The following is a 16,740-nucleotide window of genomic DNA, read 5'->3' as shown; positions in this document are numbered from 1 at the left end:
CCCCACTTCAAGATCCGAAGGAGAGAAGTGGCGGGAGTTTTCATGATTGTAGAGCATGTGTAAATGTATCTTTTAAGTCACTATCTTTTACTTTAATATTTGCTTTCTTCAATTCGTCTGTTAATACTTTTTGGCGCCACGTATTATCTTGTATGCGTTCATTTTCAATCGTTTTACGAATCGAATCTTTTACTTCATCATATGGTTTTAATGCTTTTTTATCTGTTAATTTAATAATATGGTAGCCCTTTGATGATTTTACAGGATCGCTAATTTCACCGACATTTAATTTATAAGCGGCTTCTTCAAATTCGGGTACCATTTTTCCAGGACCGAAGTAACCCAAATCTCCGCCGTTTGCTTTTGAAACCGTATCTTCGGAATATTGTTTTGCTAATTCTTCAAATGATGCTCCGCTGTTTAGTTGTTTTTTTATATCGTTAGCTGTTTGTTCGTCGTTTACTAAAATCTGGCTAGCTCTAATGTCTGGTTTATACCGTGCTTTTATGTCTTTTTCCGTTACTGTTTCTTTGATTGCTTTGTCAATGGACAAGCTTGAACGAATTTGTTTTTTTAAGTCTTCTTCGTCTTTCATCCGATTGCTTTCGAGAAATGATTTAAAATTATCGCCTGCTTGATCTTTCACCTTATTAAATTCCTTATCAACTTCATCATCGGATACTTTGTATTTTTTAATCATAATATCTTGTGCCATCATTTCATAAAGCATATCTTTTCCGAACCGTTCTTTTAATGCTTGATCAAATTCTCCTTTTGTTACCGTACCGGCAGTTGAAGTTGCAACTGGATCGGAACTTCCTTTTGGATCGCATGCAGATAACATTAATGTGCCGAGCGTCGCTGCAGCGATAAATAATTGTCTTCGTTTCATGTAAACACCTCATCCAAAAATCGTTATTACTATTGTAAAAAAAGGAAGTGAACATGATGTGAATTTGAGGTGGTTTTTTGCATAAAAAAGTACATCAACGAAAATGTTGATGTACGGGGAGGAAGTATCAAAATGAAACAGAGGGTGTAAGACTGAATGATAAGAACGAAATGAGCACGATTAACCGTCAGTAAGAAAATTGCTTACTGATGAAAGTTCCACTTTACTTCATAGATGATCAGTCTTTTTGGAGTAAGCGTGTTTTCCTTGCTGGATATTTTTTTGCTGTTCTTCATTTTTTTGTGTACGTTTGGCGTTGTTATCACGCGCTTTTTTGTCGTTGTCGCTTGTGTGAGGCATATGGTTCAACTCCCTTCGTAACAGTTGTACGTTTATCATTTCCGTTTTCGTTAAGACTATGTATACAATGCAATTCATATAAAGGTGGGCTAGGAGATATGGATTTAAAGCTAAACTATGGTGAACTTGTAAAAAAATTAGTCGTTGTTATCGTTGCTGGTTTGTTGAATGCAATTGGGATGAACTTATTTTTAACACCAGCGAAAGTGTATGCTAGTGGTTTTGCTGGATTGTCACAATTACTCTCGCAAGTGTTAGCGGATTTTATGTCAATTCATATTTCCACAGGAGTTCTTTTTAGTTTATTCAATATCCCAGTTGTTATTTTAGCTTGGAAAAAAGTAGGGAAGTCATTTACTATATTTAGTTTTTTAAGTGTTGTATTTATGACACTATTTTTAGAAATAGTGCCAGTAAAAGCGATCTCTCACGATATCATTTTAAATGCCATTTTTGGAGGAATCATTTCTGCGTTAGGGGTAGGGATGGCCTTGAAGTGGGGGGCTTCAACCGGCGGTCTAGATATCATTGCGATGATTTTATCCAGAGTAAAAGATAAGCCAGTTGGAACGTATTTTTTCTTTTTTAATGCTATCATTATTATAGCGGCCGGTTATTTATATGGCTGGGAAAAGGCGCTCTATACGCTAGTGACATTATATGTATCTTCACGTATTATTGATGCCATACATACGCGCCATGTGAAAATTACTGCATTTATTGTAACGAAAAATGGTGGAGTAGTGCGAAAGGCAATTCATGAACGGTTAGTTCGCGGAATTACAACCATTCCAGCGATAGGTGGGTTTACGAATGAAAATAAAGAAATGCTAATGATTGTTATTACTCGCTACGAGTTGTATGAATTAGAAAGGGTTATAAAAAAGGTAGATCCAGGTGCGTTCACAAACGTCATCCAAACTGTTGGAGTGTTTGGATTGTTCCGTAAAGAATAATAAAAGAGGACCACATGTGGTCCTCTTTTATTTGTTCGTCTAGTCGGAGTTGCTCAGCTAAGCTTTATTCTGCTGTTGAAATGCTTTGAAGTTCTTCTTGCATTTCGTGTAATTGTACTTTTTCGGCAGTAGAAGAATTGGTATAAGCGGACAGCAAAGCATTTTTCGCTTTAGCAACAAGTGCTTGTTGTTCGCTATGGTTTGAACAAGATACAGCTTGTGAAACAGCATCTCGTGCTTGTTGGAACAGTAAGTTACCCATTAGAACCCTCCAAGAGAAGAGTTATTTCGTTCTTTTTCTGCTTCAGCTAATGTACCACGGTATGGGAATCTTGCGTCATGTTGCATAACAGAATCTGCCCCTTGTTGTACGAAACGTTTTGACTTATTCTTTTTGCCCATTCGTAATTCCCCCTTTTAGCAGAAAAGCATTGACACATTTGCTGTGTCTCCTATAGTATGTGCGCTTGGCGTCATACTATAAGCAGGGAATTTTCGCCTTACAATCCAAGTACCTCCTCTAAATACAGAGCGATTCCATCTTCTTCATTTGTTAATGTTACGTGATTTGCTAGTGATTTTAATTCTGGAATGGCGTTCCCCATTGCGATTCCGTGTCCGGCGAATTCAATCATTTCAAAATCATTGTCTTCATCGCCAAATGCGATGATATGTTCTTTTGGAATATTATAGTAACTTGAAATTTTTTGTAAGCCAATTGCTTTATTTAACCCGCTTTTTACAATTTCAATAATCGGCCAAGGAGCGCCCCATTTGCGGTGATCGATAACTTCTGCATGCATATCCGTCAAATGTTGGCGGATAGAATCTGATTTTGATTCGTGTGCATCGATTAATAAACAGGTAGGGTGTTCTTGTAAAATATCGAGTAAATCACCTGTGAAAATTTTAGGTGATCCAAATTCGAAAATATGTTTTTTATCTGAATCAATTTGTTTTACATATACATCATCAATAACTTCCGCGTAAATATTTTCTACACCAAAATCCATACATGCGCGAACGATTTCTTGCGCGGTAGCAAGTTCAAGCGGAGAGTGATGCGTTCCCCAATTTCTATCAAGTGGGTGATGGACGTATGCACCGTTGAAATTTACAATCGGTGTGTTCAATCCAAGTTCTTTATAATATGCATGACTCGCACGAAATGGACGACCGGTTGAAATAACAACGATATGACCTTGTTCTTTTGCTTTTGCAATAGTTTGTTTTGTACGCGCTGAAATAATTTTTTGATCTGTAAGTAAAGTACCATCTAAATCTAATGCAATTAAATGTTGTTTTTTCATGCGTCTCTCACCTTTTATAAAAAGTTTTGTATATCATATTCATCTTAATTCCTACATTCTTGTGCTGTCTACTATTTGTCACTGGTAAATGGAAAAGTCAAGTAATTTTATGAAAGTTTGAATAATGTTTCTTTCATTTTGTACAATTTGTGAAAAGGGTTACAATGAACAGATTATTGTGTTTATAATGAGAGTGTAATCTTCTCGTAATAAGTTGTTTGACTCTCCTTTGACACTGGTCGTTATGGCCAGTTTTTTTTGTTTCTACATATACTGATGTATCTCCTGCTAAAATGTGTAATTTCATTATATGAGTACGGTTTCCTAAACATAACAGAAAAGGTTTTCTAAAATGGGACATACTAAAGATGTAATGATGGAATGGAAGGAGAATGGATATGGGACAAAGTCATCGATTCCGAGCTGGTCAAAAAGCACCAAACGACGGCATATATGTTGAAATTGGTGAAACAGGAAGTATGGTTAAGGATCCAAAAATGGTAAAGCTTTCTGCTGGAGATAAATTTCCAGAAGTTACAAATCAAAACAGACAATGGACATATAAAAGAAGACCATAATAAATCCCGCAGTTATAAGCTGCGGGATTTATTATGACGTAATGAAATGGATTTTTTTCACAAATAAGATCGTGTTATAAAATCATCTTTATTGTATAAAATACGTGATTTGTCGTATAATCAAATCAAAGGTCAAAAAAAGTCAAAGTGTAAAGGAGCTGTGGCTGCAATGGACTTAAATCGAATGACAACAAAAACACAAGAAGCGATTATGAGTGCACAATCAATTGCTACTAAGCATCATCATCAGGAAATTGATACTGTACATCTTTTTGCCTCGCTTCTTCAGCAGCAAGATGGACTAGCAATCCGTATTTTTCAAAAGATGAATGTAAATATAGATCAGCTTATGCAAGGAGTAGAACGCTTGTTAAAGCAAAAGCCATCGGTTACCGGAGGCGGCGTCGAAGCAGGGAAAGTATATATTACAAGTGCGCTTCAAGGGCTGCTTGTAAGAGCGGAAGAAGAAGCGAAGCATTTGCAGGATGATTATATTTCGGTAGAACATATTCTTCTTGCGTTTTGTGATGAAAAGAAAACGAGTGATATGCATCAGTTGTTTACATCGCTTCGTATTACGAAAGAAGCGTTATTACAAGCATTAACAGAAGTTCGGGGGAATCAAAGAGTGACGAGCCAAAATCCAGAAGTAACATATGAAGCTTTGCAAAAATATGGCCGTGATTTAGTAGCAGAAGTACGGCAGGGAAAAATTGATCCGGTTATTGGACGTGATAGTGAAATACGGCGCGTTATTCGCATTTTATCGCGTAAAACGAAAAACAATCCTGTATTAATTGGTGAACCTGGTGTTGGGAAAACAGCAATTGTTGAGGGGTTAGCGCAGCGTATTGTCCGTAAAGATGTACCGGAAGGATTAAAGGATAAAACGATTTTTGCGCTTGATATGAGTGCGCTTGTTGCGGGTGCAAAATTCCGTGGTGAATTTGAAGAGCGTTTGCAGGCGGTCTTAAATGAAATTAAAAAAAGTGAAGGGAAAATTTTACTATTCATTGATGAACTTCACACCATTGTGGGAGCTGGAAAAACAGAAGGAGCAATGGATGCCGGGAATATGTTAAAACCGATGTTAGCACGCGGGGAGCTGCATTGCATCGGAGCGACGACACTTGATGAATATCGGAAATATATTGAGAAAGATCCGGCATTAGAACGTCGTTTCCAGCAAGTATTAGCAGAAGAACCAACTGTTGAAGATACCATTTCCATTTTGCGAGGACTAAAAGAACGCTTTGAAATTTATCATAGTGTTAATATTCATGATCGTGCTCTTGTCGCAGCTGCAATGTTATCAGATCGTTATATTTCTGATCGCTTTTTGCCAGATAAAGCGATTGATTTAGTTGACGAAGCATGTGCAACGATTCGGACAGAAATTGACTCATTACCAACAGAACTGGATGAAATAACACGTCGTATTATGCAGTTAGAAATTGAGGAAGCTGCGCTTAGTAAAGAAACGGACCGCGGAAGTCAGGAGCGTTTGCAAACATTGCAGCGTGAGTTATCGGATTTAAAAGAAAAAGCGAGTGGAATGCGAGCGCAGTGGCAAAAAGAGAAAGAAGAAATTCATAAAGTGCGGGATTTGCGTGAAAGTCTAGAGCGTTTGCGCCGCGAGTTAGAAGAAGCGGAAGGAAATTACGATTTAAATAAGGCAGCAGAGCTTCGTCACGGTAAAATTCCAGCTATAGAAAAAGAGTTACAAGCAGCGGAAGAAGCAAATGCCAATAAACAGCAAGATAATCGCCTTCTTCGTGAAGAAGTAAGCGAAGAGGAAATTGCAAATATCGTATCGCGTTGGACTGGAATTCCGGTTGCAAAACTCGTAGAAGGAGAACGTGAAAAGCTGCTTCGTTTAGAGCAAATTTTATCAGAGCGTGTCATTGGACAAGAAGAAGCGGTGGGTCTTGTGGCAGATGCGGTATTACGTGCCCGTGCTGGTATTAAAGATCCGAATCGTCCGATTGGCTCATTCATTTTCTTAGGACCTACAGGCGTTGGGAAAACAGAACTTGCGAAAACATTGGCGCAATCATTATTTGATAGCGAAGAACAAATCATTCGAATCGATATGTCTGAGTATATGGAAAAACATGCAGTATCCCGTTTAATCGGAGCGCCTCCTGGATATGTTGGATATGAAGAAGGTGGACAATTAACGGAAGCTGTACGCCGTAAACCATATTCTGTTATTTTATTAGATGAAATTGAAAAAGCGCACCCAGAAGTGTTTAATATTTTACTGCAAATGTTAGATGATGGGCGTATTACAGACTCGCAAGGACGTACAGTCGATTTTAAAAATACAGTGATTATTATGACGTCTAATATCGGATCGCAATATTTACTAGAAGGATTAGGAGAAGATGGTTCTATTCAAGAAGAAGCAAGAAATCTTGTAATGGGACAACTTCGCGGCCATTTCCGTCCGGAGTTTTTAAATCGAGTGGACGAAATTATTTTATTTAAACCACTTACAACAAATGAGATAAAAGGTATTGTCGATAAAATTGTGAAAGAGCTGCAAAATCGTTTAGCAGACCGTCATATTACGGTTGAACTGACAAATGCAGCAAAAGAGTTTGTTATAGAATCGGGATTCGATCCAATGTACGGTGCACGTCCGTTAAAGCGCTACGTACAGCGTCAAATTGAAACGAAGTTAGCGCGTGAACTCATTGCAGGTACAATTACAGATCATGGTCATGTATTAATTGATGTATTCAATAACGAGTTAGTTGTAGAAGCTCAATAAAGTGAAACTTCCATCGTTGGGGGTCTTACTGTCCGCGAATAGCGGGATAAAAAAAGAGTCCGGATCATTTCCGGACTCTTTTTTATTAATGCTGCTCTGCAGGTTCGTTTGGAATTAATGCTCCCAGTACGATTACAAGTACAGCAAGAATTACAGAAAAAATAGACGCTTGTTGGAAATCGTATGTAACGCCTGGCGTCATGGAGCTAAGTACGTAGCTCATCATTTGCACAAGCAGGAACGACCAGATAAGGGCCCAAATTACACGCATCTTTTCACACCTCTATTCGTTCAATTTATTTTTATTGTAACATAACTCTAAAAAGAATATAAAAAAATATTTGTTGTTTTCGCAAAGCAAATTGCCATTAGCATCATACATTATAAAAGAGTAATTTTGATGTTGTTATATAAGGCGGGAGAAGTATGGGGATCAAGGAACGTTTTTTCTTTTTAGAGCAAGAGCCATGTGTGATTCACTTGCCGGAAAAGCCGAATGGATTCGGTATATTGCTGCTAGGGGATTACAATTATTTTATTGAGAATGGTACAAGTTTATGGCTTCAACATGCAGGACGATTACACTTTTTAAATGAATTGCGTAAGGAAGGCTATACGATTTTTTCTTCTAATTTACACGGGAGACATTGGGGGAATGAACAGGCGGTTCTTTTGGCGAAGCGATTGTATCATGTTGTCATGAAAAAGGAGATTTTGAACGAAAAAATTCATATCATAGCAGAAGGGATGGGCGCGCTTGTTGCCCTGCAAATGATGAAACAATATCCAGAGTGTGTTCGTTCTGTTCTCATGTTTAATCCGTGTCTTCACTTACCGGCACATGTTGAACTTGAAAAAGAGCATAAATTTTTTTATAAGCGGTTAATTCGTGAATTGATGCAAGCGTATGATGCGACAGAATCAGAATTAGAATCGAAAATTGAAAAGAAAGCATTTCCGTACTTAGCATCATCTGTTCCGGTCAAAATAGTTGTATCCATTCAAGCAAAAAAAGAACGAAAACAGTTGCTGCGGGAGTATGAAAAGAAACGTTTGCAAGAGAATTGTCCCACTTTATTATCCTTTCATCTACAAGATAAAAAATATAAAACAGCGAAAAATGCGTGTCAGTTTTTTAAGTGGTATGAAGATTTATAAAGCTCCTATACATAAGGAGCTTTTTATATATATTTGAGGAGGATAGAAAATGAAACGAGTAATTGTTGTTGGGGCGTTGACATTTATAGGCTATCATCTTGTACAGAAGTTTCTTGAAGAAGAGGTTGAAGTGTATGCATTGGATTTTGATGATATGAAAAGTGTTTCCAAAGTGAATGAAGAAAAATTATGTTTAATTGGTCGAAATGCATTATTTACGTATTCTTCGCTGCGGGATGATGAAGGATGGGAAGTGTTGGAGAACACTGATATTGATGCTGCGTATTTTTGCTTATGTGAGCCAAATCAGCAAAAGGATTTTCGAAACGAACGTATCATATTGCAATATGTAAAGCGATTTGAGAGTTTTTGCAGAAGAAAAGAAATAAAATTAATCGTTTTATCTTCCGTAGAAGTGAATCATGTTTGTAGCAGTGATGAAAATAGTATGCTTTTTTCAAAAATTGAGAGAGAAGTAAAAAAGGGTAGTGCAGATTATTGTATACTGCGTGTTCCGACAGTATATGGACCATGGCAACCGTTGTTTATGACGTACCATCATTTAATTCTTTCGCAGATAAAGCAACAGACTATTTCTGCTTCCGTAGAAGAATATGCATGTGATTTATTATATGTTGAAGATGTTGCTAGATGTTTATATGACTTTGGCCGAAAAAGGACGGAAACCAAAATATATTCTCTTTGCAGCGGGGAGGAAAACCAGTGGCAAAAGGGCATTGAACTATTACAGGAAACAGGTAAAATTCAAATACATCGTAAAGAGTGCCAAAAAGATGAGGGAACAGAGAAAATTGCTATAAATCAGATGGCATTAGAAGACGGATTAAAACGTCAAATTTCTCATATAAAACAATATAAGGAGTTATACGAGGACAGCAACACATGGTAAACTAGAGAAGAAAGCTTTGATGTGGAAAGGATGAGAAGATATGAACGATAAAAACATGCAGTTTTTACAAATCGCAATGAAACATTTGCCGGAAGCAAAGGCAATTTTAGATGATCACGGTATTGCATTGGATATGGAAAAAGCACAGCCTGTATTGGAATTATTAATGAAGGTTATGAGTGAAGCTTATGAACTTGGGAAAGCGGATGCAGGAGAGTAATATATCTACGAAATATTTATAAAAGAGATCTTTTTGTACTATGTAATATTAAAGACAAGTGATATTACATGAGACTTTTAAAACCAATAAAATGTCTATAATGTTGCACATAATATTAATAAAAGTACATCACTAATAATTATTATCAAGACCTAAATAAAAAAAGATAAGTAAATAAAAGGGCATTACATATTTTATATGACTAATATGTAATGTCCTTTCTTTTTTTGCTAACGTACCCGTTAGTTCAATAAGGCTTTATCGTTTAACCTTTAACCCTAACAACGTTGCAAATCCAATTGCTTGTTCGGGGGAAACTTCACATCCAGCTAAACTCTCAAAAGCCACATTAAGTCTGTCAAATGTACATGTGCTAATATCTATACCTTTTAGTGAAGTTTGAGTAAAATCAACATCATTAATATCACTTTGATAAAATTTCACCTTGCTAAGTTTACAATCGTAATAGTTAGCACTCTGTAACGATGAACTATCATATATCACTTGTTTTAAACGAGCCTCTGTAAAATTACTTAAATTTGCAATACAATTTTCAAAAGAAACGTTTCCCAAATTACCTTCTGAAAAATCCACGCCCAATAATTTACAGTCTTTAAAAGTGACTCTATGTATGATACCTTCACTTAAACTGGTATTGGACAGGTCACAGTTTTCAAAAATTACATCAGTCATATCAATCTTCTTAAAAGAAACATTTATGAATGTTACATTTTTAAAAATAACTTTGGATAAAACTACCCTATCAATTTCCTCGTTATCAATTATTGTGTTTGTAATCATACAGTTCGATAAATATGGTTCTTCTTCATAAAAAATATCTTGAAAATTTGTTCTTTCTAAATTAGATGGGATTTTTGGAAGTTCAATTTTGAATCCTTTTGTCATAATACACACCTTTTAATGAGTTACTTAGTAATTAAGGATATTACTTAAACTTAACTCTACATAAAACAACTTAAAATTATAAGCCTTTAATTTTTTTTGGAATTATGCCCACATAATCTAATTTTAGATTTTTACATCTTCTACTAACCTGATCCGTTAGTTAACGAACGTACAGTAATAATTTGGTAAAAATATAGTTTTATATGATAACATAAAAATCATATGGGACAGTTAGGTTTTTTGGAAAAAGTATAAAGTAGGTGAATGAACTGGCAAATTATGAACAGAGAATGATTAATACAGAAAGAGGTTCCTTTGAAATCTTTATTAGTGGTACCGGCAAACCTTTGTGTATAACACACCTTTACCAAGAATTTTCTATTAGTGGATCAGCTTTTGCAGATTGTTTATCACCCTTTTATAAAGTTATCTTAGTTAATTTAAAACAGGCTGGGAATTCATCAAAAACTTGGAACTCAAATGAACTGACAATGAATGAGACAGTTAAAGACCTTGAAAGCATACGAACTGAGTTAGGATACTCAAAATGGTCTTTTGCTGGGCATTCTACGGGTGGTTTTTTAGGGTTAACATATGCTACTAGTAACCCGCAGGTTTTAGAGTCCCTTATATTATGTGATACTTCGGCATCTAAGGAGTTTTTAAATTCGGAAAGTTGCATATATAATTTCAAGACTGGTCAACATCGTAAGGAGGTATCCAAGATATTTTTAGCATTGATGTTACCCTTTGTTTCGAAAACAAAAAAAAGAATAGCTAATAAGAAGTTGATTGAACTGTCTCTCTATAAACCAGAAAAGTATAATGAGTATTTTAGTGAACGACCCTTTAGTAAAATTATTAGAAAAAGAATGAGGGCTTATAACAAAGATCTTAAAACATATGATGTTCGAGATAAATTAAAACATATTAATTTCCCTACTCTTATTCTTTGTGGTCAATATGATGTTCAATGTCCTGTTTTGTACTCAAAAGAAATGCACACATTGATTCCAGATTCTAAATTAGTAATTTTTGAAAATAGCAATCATTTTCCTTTTGTTGAAGAGAAGGAATCTTTCATAATAGCTATCCGAAAATTTACCACCATCTAAATAATTTGTAAAAAGTAAATAAGAAAAGTGTGTTACTACATTTTTTGTTTCGTTATTAGAGATGAATACCTTATATCTTGTCTTTCTTATTGAACTAATGGGTGCGTTAGTTCAATAAGGAAAAATGTTGTTGTGGTAAATGAGGTCATTTGTTGTACAAAAAAGGATAGATGTAAGCAGGTATTCCTCCTTGTTCATCTATCCTTTCTTTTTACACTATTTAATGTGTAACATTAAATCTAACTCTTTAATTTTAAAGATTTTTAATTACTTTCTTGACTATTAATAAAATCTTGATGGAAAGGTCTCGCTTTTTAGTCAGCTACTTTATTTTTTCGTTTCAATTTACTTAATACTTCATATACAATCGGTACAATTAATAACGTTAATAGCGTAGAGCTTGTTAATCCCCCGATTACTGTTACGCCAAGACCTTTGGAAATAAGACCGCTTCCTTCAAAGCCTAATGCAAGTGGAAGTAAGGCACCAATCGTTGCGATAGCTGTCATTAAGATTGGGCGTAATCTTGTTGCGCCAGCTTCTAGTAATGCATCGCGTGTTGTAAGTCCTTCACGTTCCTTATGAATAACGCGGTCGATTAATACGATGGCGTTTGTGACAACGATACCGATTAACATGAGAGCACCGATCATTGCAGAGATGCTTAATGTTTCTCCGGAAATTAATAAGGCAACAACGGCACCGATTATTGTAAATGGAAGCGAGAATAAAATCGCAAGTGGTGCTAATGCCCCGCCGAATGTTATAACGAGAACGAAGTATACAATCGCAATCGCAGCTAACATCGCTAAGCCAAGTTGTGTAAAGGATTCTTGAATATCTTTAGATACACCGCCCATTGAAACATCAATGCCAGAGGGTAATTTCATCTTATCTACTTCTTTTTGAATGTTTCTAGAAGCCTTTGCGACATCGTCTGTTGTTGGTTTTGCAGTTACTTCCGCATATACGCGGCCGTCACGTCTTGTTATTGTATTAGACGTTTCTCCTTCTTTTACAGTCATAACGTCTTTTACAGCCACTTCTGTACCAAGTGGTGTTTGTATTTTTCGGTTTGTTAAATCATCAATGTTTTCGTAGTTTTGTTTGTTCACTTCAACATACACATTCATCTCTTTGCCATCTTGTTTAACTGTTGTTAAGACAGGGCGTTCGTGAGAGTCGGAAAGTCCCATGCCTACCTGTGCAGCAGTTAGACCGAGTTTACTTAGCTTCTCTTGATCTGCGACTAATGTGTATTCATCGTATGTTTTTGAAAGACTAGAGTCGATATCTTTTAACGTTTTATCTTTTTTCATGATATTTTGGATGTCTTTTACGACAGGTTTAATCTCTTGTAAGCTGTCGCCGTATACATATAACTTAATTTCATTGCTGCTTCCGCTAGATGAGACGTCTTGGTTTTTCCATTCGCCTTTTTCCGTCATCTTTTGTAAGTCTTTAACAACTTTTTCTTTTTCCTTCTCGAAGTTCTTTGTATCGTTTTTGTATTGAACAAAGAATAATGCCTGGTTCGATTTACCTGGGCTCATTGGGTTTTCCCCGCCAAGTGAGAATTGAATTGTTTTCACATCTTTATTTTTCTTAAAGTAATCTTCTGCTTTTGTTGCGATGTTTTCAACATCTTGCAATGTTTGTCCAGGCTCTGGATTATAAGATGTAATTACTGTTTTCTCTTCTTCAGATGGTAAGAAGCTTACACCTACAATTGGGATAAGAGCAATGCTTCCTACTAATAATAAAACCGCGATGCTAGATGTAATAATTTTATGATTTAATACCCATTCTAGAAGGCGTTTATATCCATTAGCGAGTTTGCTTGGATGCTCTTCGTGATCATGCTGCTGTTTTTCTTTCGTACTTTCTTTTTTAAATAAAGAATGTGCCATCATTGGAACAATTGTAATAGCTACAAGAAGAGATGCTAATAAAGCGAAAACAATCGTTAAAGCAAATGGTAAGAACAGTTCACCGATCATTCCTTTAACAAGACCAAGCGGTAAGAAGACCGCGATGGTTACGATTGTAGATGACATAATCGGAACGAACATTTCTTTCGTTGCTTCGCGAATTAAGTCTTTTCCTTTTAATTTCTCATTGGATAAAGCCATGCGCCGGTAAATGTTTTCAATAACAACGATTGAGTCATCGACAACGCGGCCGATAGCAACGGTCATTGCCCCGAGCGTCATAACATTTAATGTAATATCCATTTCTTTTAATAGTAAAATTGCAATTAATAAAGAAAGTGGAATGGAAACAACGGAAATAAGCGTTGTTCGAATGTTACGTAAGAACAACATGATGATAATGATGGCGAAAATTGCCCCGAAAATAGCTTTACTTAACATTGTGCTAACCGATTTTTCAATTGGTGCACCCTGGTCGAATGTTGAAGTAATTTCGATGTTATCAAATTTCTTCTCAAAATCTTTTGTTTTATTTTTTACAGCATTTACAACGTCAACGGTATTTGCATCAGCAGCTTTTACAATTTGAAGGCTGATTGCATCTTTTCCGTTTGTACGTGAAATAGACTCTGCTTTCCCAACTTGTTTAATATCAGCAATATCCTGTAATGCTACAGTTGGAATTGCGAATCCTTGTCCCGTTGCAGCAGGATTCATATTAGGCTGCTGCGCCTGAGTTGGCCCTTGTGAACTTCCTTGGTTTGTAGAAGGAACAAGCGGGATTTTCATTTCTTTTAAAGCACTTAACGTTGTAATGTTGCCATCTACAACAACGGATTTTTCTTTATCTTTAAATGTATACAGTCCTAGCGGCATAGAAACATTTGAACCTTTAATCATGTTCTTAACTGTATCTTCGTTAAGGCCTAATTCTTTCATTTTCTCTTTGTTGAAGACAAGTTGTACTTCTTCAACTTGTTGTCCTGAAATTTGAACAGATGCAACGCCGTCTAGTCCTTGTAAGCCTGGAACAATATCTTTTTCTACTCGTTCTGTCAGCTGCGCAAGAGACTCATTCTTACCTGTGACACTTAATGAAATAACAGGGAAAGCATTAAAGCTAAGGCGAGAAACTTTTGGTTCTTTTACGCCCTCTGGTAAAGATAGATTAGCGAGTGCCTCTTTTACTTCTGTTTCTGCTTTTTCCATATTTTTATCAAAGTTATATTCTACTTGAATAGAAGACGCGTTTTGATAAGAAGAGGAGCTGACAACGTTTACTCCACTTAAGTTTTGCAGTCGTTGTTCGATTGGTTTTGAAATCTTTTCTGCTACTTCAGCTGGAGTAGCACCAGGATAAACAGTTGTTACTGTTACAAGTGGTGTTGTGATGTCCGGGATTGTTTCTAGCTTCATGCGAAGACCAGAATAGATTCCTGCAATCGTAATAATAATCGTTAATAGCCAAACTGCGAACTTATTGTTTAACGAAAAGTTAATAATTTTCTTCATTTCTACGCTCCTTTTTATTGAAACTGACTCATTGGTCATAATGAACAAAGTATAACTGACTGGTCGGTCAATGGTCAACTGAAAGGACTGATACAAAGTAAAACTTCCATCAGTGGAGGTCTTACTGCCCGCGAATAACGAGATAAAATGTTGAGAAATACTTGCAATTTTTGACCAATGAGTCATAATTCGAATAAGAGTGTTTTTTTAGGAGAGAAAAAGATGAAGGAAAAAGAGCGGTTAATTATTGAAACAGCAATTAAATTATTTGCAATGAAGGGTGTTAGTGCGACGTCTATTCAAGAAATAGCAACAGAATGCGGTATTTCCAAAGGCGCATTTTATTTGCATTTTAAGTCGAAAGACGCTTTAGTATTGGCAACGCTCGAGTATTACTACGATCGGATTCAAAATGAAATGATGGATATTGAAAAAGAATCATTACCTCCACGTGAGAAATTTGAAAAACAAATACAATGTCAGTTTTACGAATTACAACAAAAAAAAGAATTCATTATTATGTGTATGAGAGAAAATGTAATTCCCTTTAATAAAGAAGTAGAAACATTTATGACGAGAATGAAATTAGAATCACATGCTTTTTATCGAAACAGTTTACTTTCTATTTACGGGGAAGAGATTACCTCTCATCTTGTTGACTTAATTATCATGCTAGAAGGAATATCACGTGGATATTTAGAGCTAATTATCTTTAATACGGTAAATTTAGATATACTGTATACGGCAAAATTTATCTTAAAGAGAATGGATGATATCGTAGCGGGGCTGCAACGTTCAAAAGACGAACCAGTCATTACAGAACGAGAACTCAATCATTTATTATGCAATACGAATGTAATGAACGAGCATAAGGAAGAAATATTTATAAATGAAATTATTAAGTTAAGACGTACGCTAGTAGATCAATTAGGAAATGATGAATTAATGGTTACACTAGATGTGCTAGAGTCAGAAATGAAAACGAATCATCCGCGAGTTCCAGTTATTCAAGGGATGTTGTCTAACTTAAAATCGTATCCTGAATTGCATGATTTTCGTGAAAGACTTGCGTTGTATTATAAAATAACAAATTAATATTATAGACAAAAGGAAACTTATCATTTAAAATTAGTACCAAGTCATAATAATTGATATAAAACGGAGGGTTGCAATGTGAACGTAGGCATTTTAGGGATCGGGAGATATGTGCCGGAAAAAGTTGTCACAAACCACGACTTAGAGAAAATGATGGACACATCTGATGAATGGATTCGTACAAGAACAGGAATTGTAGAAAGACGAATTGCTGATGATACAATAGATACTTCATATATGGCTGCGGAAGCTGCAAAAAAAGCACTTGAAAATGCAGGGATTAGCGGGGAAGAAATTGATCTTATTTTAGTTGCAACAGTAACGCCAGATCGTTCGTTTCCAGCGGTTGCTTGCGTAGTTCAAGAGCAAATTGGAGCGAAGCATGCAGCAGCTATGGATTTAGGTGCAGCTTGTGCTGGTTTTATGTACGGAATGATTACCGCACAACAATTTATTCAAACTGGAACTTATAAAAATATATTAGTAATTGGTAGCGATAAGTTATCTAAAATTGTAGACTGGAATGACCGAAATACAGCGGTTCTATTTGGCGATGGAGCAGGTGCAGTCGTTATGGGAGCTGTTTCAGAAGGAAAAGGTATTCTTTCATTTGAATTAGGAGCGGATGGAAGTGGTGGTAAGCACCTTTATCAAGATGAATATATTACGATGAACGGAAGAGAAGTCTTTAAATTTGCTGTTCGTCAACTTGGTGATTCTTGCCTTCGTGTTTTAGAAAAGGCAAACCTTACGAAAGAAGATGTGGACTTTTTAGTGCCTCACCAAGCAAATATTCGTATTATGGAATCGGCGAGAGAGCGATTAAATTTACCACAGGAAAAGATGAGCACGACGATTTCTAAGTTTGGGAATACGTCAGCTTCTTCGATTCCAATTGCTATGGTAGAAGAATTGCAAAATGGACGCATTCAAGATGGTGATCTTATCATATTAGTTGGTTTTGGCGGTGGATTAACCTGGGGAGCACTTGCTCTTCGTTGGGGTAAATAAGGATTGAGAG

At 36.1% G+C, this 16,740-nt stretch carries 17 protein-coding genes; 9 read left to right on the top strand and 8 right to left on the bottom strand.

Annotated elements, in window-relative coordinates; all coding sequences use genetic code 11:
• Nucleotides 1-40: 40 nt before the first annotated feature.
• Nucleotides 41-892, bottom strand: coding sequence for a peptidylprolyl isomerase PrsA (prsA, locus tag WAX78_RS18860; RefSeq protein WP_336483537.1), 852 nt, complete (start codon nucleotides 890-892; stop codon nucleotides 41-43).
• A gap of 228 nt (nucleotides 893-1,120) precedes the next feature.
• Complete coding sequence (locus WAX78_RS18855; RefSeq protein WP_336483536.1) at nucleotides 1,121-1,252, bottom strand: DUF3941 domain-containing protein; 132 nt, start codon at nucleotides 1,250-1,252, stop codon at nucleotides 1,121-1,123.
• 98 nt (nucleotides 1,253-1,350) lie between these two features.
• Between WAX78_RS18855 and WAX78_RS18850 the strand changes: the two genes are divergently transcribed.
• Nucleotides 1,351-2,208: a YitT family protein gene (locus WAX78_RS18850; protein WP_336483535.1), complete on the top strand. Its 858-nt coding sequence runs from the start codon at nucleotides 1,351-1,353 to the stop codon at nucleotides 2,206-2,208.
• Between the two features lie 64 nt (nucleotides 2,209-2,272).
• Here the strand turns inward: WAX78_RS18850 and WAX78_RS18845 are convergent, their stop codons facing one another.
• The 3 genes from WAX78_RS18845 to WAX78_RS18835 all read right to left on the bottom strand — a co-directional run bounded on the left by WAX78_RS18845 (nucleotide 2,273) and on the right by WAX78_RS18835 (nucleotide 3,518).
• Entirely contained in the window at nucleotides 2,273-2,470 is a 198-nt protein-coding gene (locus WAX78_RS18845) for a DUF3813 domain-containing protein (RefSeq protein WP_336483534.1), read from the bottom strand.
• On the bottom strand, nucleotides 2,470-2,610 hold the full coding sequence (locus WAX78_RS18840) for a hypothetical protein (protein WP_020059838.1): 141 nt from the start codon (nucleotides 2,608-2,610) through the stop codon (nucleotides 2,470-2,472). Before WAX78_RS18840 ends, WAX78_RS18845 begins: the two co-directional genes overlap by 1 nt.
• A gap of 98 nt (nucleotides 2,611-2,708) precedes the next feature.
• Nucleotides 2,709-3,518: a Cof-type HAD-IIB family hydrolase gene (locus tag WAX78_RS18835; RefSeq protein WP_336483533.1), complete on the bottom strand. Its 810-nt coding sequence runs from the start codon at nucleotides 3,516-3,518 to the stop codon at nucleotides 2,709-2,711.
• A gap of 398 nt (nucleotides 3,519-3,916) precedes the next feature.
• Here WAX78_RS18835 and WAX78_RS18830 point away from each other — a divergent pair, with 398 nt between their 5' ends.
• Together WAX78_RS18830 and clpB are read left to right on the top strand one after the other, a co-directional pair.
• On the top strand, nucleotides 3,917-4,096 hold the full coding sequence (locus WAX78_RS18830) for a YjzC family protein (RefSeq protein ID WP_020059836.1): 180 nt from the start codon (nucleotides 3,917-3,919) through the stop codon (nucleotides 4,094-4,096).
• Nucleotides 4,097-4,265: 169 nt separating this feature from the next.
• Nucleotides 4,266-6,872, top strand: a complete 2,607-nt coding sequence (gene clpB / locus WAX78_RS18825) for an ATP-dependent chaperone ClpB (RefSeq protein ID WP_336483532.1) — start codon at nucleotides 4,266-4,268, stop codon at nucleotides 6,870-6,872.
• A gap of 85 nt (nucleotides 6,873-6,957) precedes the next feature.
• Here the strand turns inward: clpB and WAX78_RS18820 are convergent, their stop codons facing one another.
• Nucleotides 6,958-7,143, bottom strand: a complete 186-nt coding sequence (locus tag WAX78_RS18820) for a YjzD family protein (RefSeq protein WP_336483531.1) — start codon at nucleotides 7,141-7,143, stop codon at nucleotides 6,958-6,960.
• 155 nt (nucleotides 7,144-7,298) lie between these two features.
• Between WAX78_RS18820 and WAX78_RS18815 the strand changes: the two genes are divergently transcribed.
• Genes WAX78_RS18815 through WAX78_RS18805 form a run of 3 tightly spaced genes read left to right on the top strand, consistent with a single transcriptional unit; the run spans nucleotide 7,299 to nucleotide 9,160 of the window.
• Complete coding sequence (locus tag WAX78_RS18815; RefSeq protein WP_336483530.1) at nucleotides 7,299-8,030, top strand: alpha/beta hydrolase; 732 nt, start codon at nucleotides 7,299-7,301, stop codon at nucleotides 8,028-8,030.
• Nucleotides 8,031-8,079: 49 nt separating this feature from the next.
• Nucleotides 8,080-8,940 carry an NAD(P)-dependent oxidoreductase gene (locus tag WAX78_RS18810; RefSeq protein ID WP_336483529.1) on the top strand — a complete coding sequence of 287 codons (861 nt, stop codon included), beginning with the start codon at nucleotides 8,080-8,082 and terminating at the stop codon, nucleotides 8,938-8,940.
• A 40-nt stretch (nucleotides 8,941-8,980) separates the two neighbouring features.
• Nucleotides 8,981-9,160, top strand: coding sequence for a ComZ family protein (locus tag WAX78_RS18805; protein ID WP_336483528.1), 180 nt, complete (start codon nucleotides 8,981-8,983; stop codon nucleotides 9,158-9,160).
• A 258-nt stretch (nucleotides 9,161-9,418) separates the two neighbouring features.
• Here the strand turns inward: WAX78_RS18805 and WAX78_RS18800 are convergent, their stop codons facing one another.
• On the bottom strand, nucleotides 9,419-10,066 hold the full coding sequence (locus WAX78_RS18800) for a pentapeptide repeat-containing protein (protein ID WP_336483527.1): 648 nt from the start codon (nucleotides 10,064-10,066) through the stop codon (nucleotides 9,419-9,421).
• Between the two features lie 260 nt (nucleotides 10,067-10,326).
• On the opposite strand from WAX78_RS18800, the gene WAX78_RS18795 reads away from it, so the two are divergent.
• Nucleotides 10,327-11,181 carry an alpha/beta fold hydrolase gene (locus tag WAX78_RS18795; RefSeq protein WP_336483526.1) on the top strand — a complete coding sequence of 285 codons (855 nt, stop codon included), beginning with the start codon at nucleotides 10,327-10,329 and terminating at the stop codon, nucleotides 11,179-11,181.
• Nucleotides 11,182-11,495: 314 nt separating this feature from the next.
• Here WAX78_RS18795 and WAX78_RS18790 read toward each other — a convergent pair whose 3' ends face one another.
• Entirely contained in the window at nucleotides 11,496-14,624 is a 3,129-nt protein-coding gene (locus tag WAX78_RS18790) for an efflux RND transporter permease subunit (protein ID WP_336483525.1), read from the bottom strand.
• A 222-nt stretch (nucleotides 14,625-14,846) separates the two neighbouring features.
• On the opposite strand from WAX78_RS18790, the gene WAX78_RS18785 reads away from it, so the two are divergent.
• Nucleotides 14,847-15,719: a TetR/AcrR family transcriptional regulator gene (locus tag WAX78_RS18785; RefSeq protein WP_336483524.1), complete on the top strand. Its 873-nt coding sequence runs from the start codon at nucleotides 14,847-14,849 to the stop codon at nucleotides 15,717-15,719.
• A 78-nt stretch (nucleotides 15,720-15,797) separates the two neighbouring features.
• Nucleotides 15,798-16,730, top strand: coding sequence for a beta-ketoacyl-ACP synthase III (locus WAX78_RS18780; RefSeq protein WP_336483523.1), 933 nt, complete (start codon nucleotides 15,798-15,800; stop codon nucleotides 16,728-16,730).
• Nucleotides 16,731-16,740: the final 10 nt, after the last annotated feature.

The sequence above is a fragment of the Bacillus yunxiaonensis genome (genome assembly GCF_037104695.1).
GTDB classification, from domain to species: Bacteria; Bacillota; Bacilli; order Bacillales; family Bacillaceae_G; genus Bacillus_A; species Bacillus_A yunxiaonensis.
Note: the sequence above shows the minus strand (reverse complement) of the source record. Positions and strands in the feature narration are given on the sequence as shown.

Excerpts from the sequence above, each read along its gene's own strand:
- prsA (WP_336483537.1), bottom strand. The coding sequence starts at position 892 with ATGAAACGAAGACAATTATTTATCGCTGCAGCGACGCTCGGCACATTA.
- WAX78_RS18855 (WP_336483536.1), bottom strand. The coding sequence starts at position 1,252 with ATGCCTCACACAAGCGACAACGACAAAAAAGCGCGTGATAACAACGCC.
- WAX78_RS18850 (WP_336483535.1), top strand. The coding sequence starts at position 1,351 with ATGGATTTAAAGCTAAACTATGGTGAACTTGTAAAAAAATTAGTCGTT.
- WAX78_RS18845 (WP_336483534.1), bottom strand. The coding sequence starts at position 2,470 with ATGGGTAACTTACTGTTCCAACAAGCACGAGATGCTGTTTCACAAGCT.
- WAX78_RS18840 (WP_020059838.1), bottom strand. The coding sequence starts at position 2,610 with ATGGGCAAAAAGAATAAGTCAAAACGTTTCGTACAACAAGGGGCAGAT.
- WAX78_RS18835 (WP_336483533.1), bottom strand. The coding sequence starts at position 3,518 with ATGAAAAAACAACATTTAATTGCATTAGATTTAGATGGTACTTTACTT.
- WAX78_RS18830 (WP_020059836.1), top strand. The coding sequence starts at position 3,917 with ATGGGACAAAGTCATCGATTCCGAGCTGGTCAAAAAGCACCAAACGAC.
- clpB (WP_336483532.1), top strand. The coding sequence starts at position 4,266 with ATGGACTTAAATCGAATGACAACAAAAACACAAGAAGCGATTATGAGT.
- WAX78_RS18820 (WP_336483531.1), bottom strand. The coding sequence starts at position 7,143 with ATGCGTGTAATTTGGGCCCTTATCTGGTCGTTCCTGCTTGTGCAAATG.
- WAX78_RS18815 (WP_336483530.1), top strand. The coding sequence starts at position 7,299 with ATGGGGATCAAGGAACGTTTTTTCTTTTTAGAGCAAGAGCCATGTGTG.
- WAX78_RS18810 (WP_336483529.1), top strand. The coding sequence starts at position 8,080 with ATGAAACGAGTAATTGTTGTTGGGGCGTTGACATTTATAGGCTATCAT.
- WAX78_RS18805 (WP_336483528.1), top strand. The coding sequence starts at position 8,981 with ATGAACGATAAAAACATGCAGTTTTTACAAATCGCAATGAAACATTTG.
- WAX78_RS18800 (WP_336483527.1), bottom strand. The coding sequence starts at position 10,066 with ATGACAAAAGGATTCAAAATTGAACTTCCAAAAATCCCATCTAATTTA.
- WAX78_RS18790 (WP_336483525.1), bottom strand. The coding sequence starts at position 14,624 with ATGAAGAAAATTATTAACTTTTCGTTAAACAATAAGTTCGCAGTTTGG.
- WAX78_RS18785 (WP_336483524.1), top strand. The coding sequence starts at position 14,847 with ATGAAGGAAAAAGAGCGGTTAATTATTGAAACAGCAATTAAATTATTT.